1 protein-coding gene is annotated in these 256 nt (G+C 43.0%); it reads left to right on the top strand.

All coding sequences use genetic code 11. The features are described from left to right. A partial coding sequence (locus G9F75_RS19830; RefSeq protein ID WP_167409346.1) for a condensation domain-containing protein occupies positions 1-256 on the top strand: 256 nt, incomplete at both ends.

The following is a 256-nucleotide window of genomic DNA, read 5'->3' as shown; positions in this document are numbered from 1 at the left end:
CAGAAACGATTGTTTATTCTGGATCAGATGGAAGGCAACAGTACTGCATATAACATGGCGTCAGCGCTAGAAGTAACGGGTAACCTTGATTTAGAAAAAATACAACAAGCCATAGATCGTCTGATTAAGCGTCATGAGTCGCTGCGAACAAGTTTTGTAATGACCGAAGAAGGAGCATATCAAGTCATTGCAGACGAGGTATTCTACCAAGTGGAATATGAAGAGACCGACAGCTACAGTGACGCTGACATGGAAC

The organism is Bacillus sp. EKM208B (assembly GCF_011800725.1).
Taxonomy (GTDB): Bacteria; Bacillota; Bacilli; order Bacillales; family Bacillaceae; genus Bacillus; species Bacillus velezensis.
Note: the sequence above shows the minus strand (reverse complement) of the source record. Positions and strands in the feature narration are given on the sequence as shown.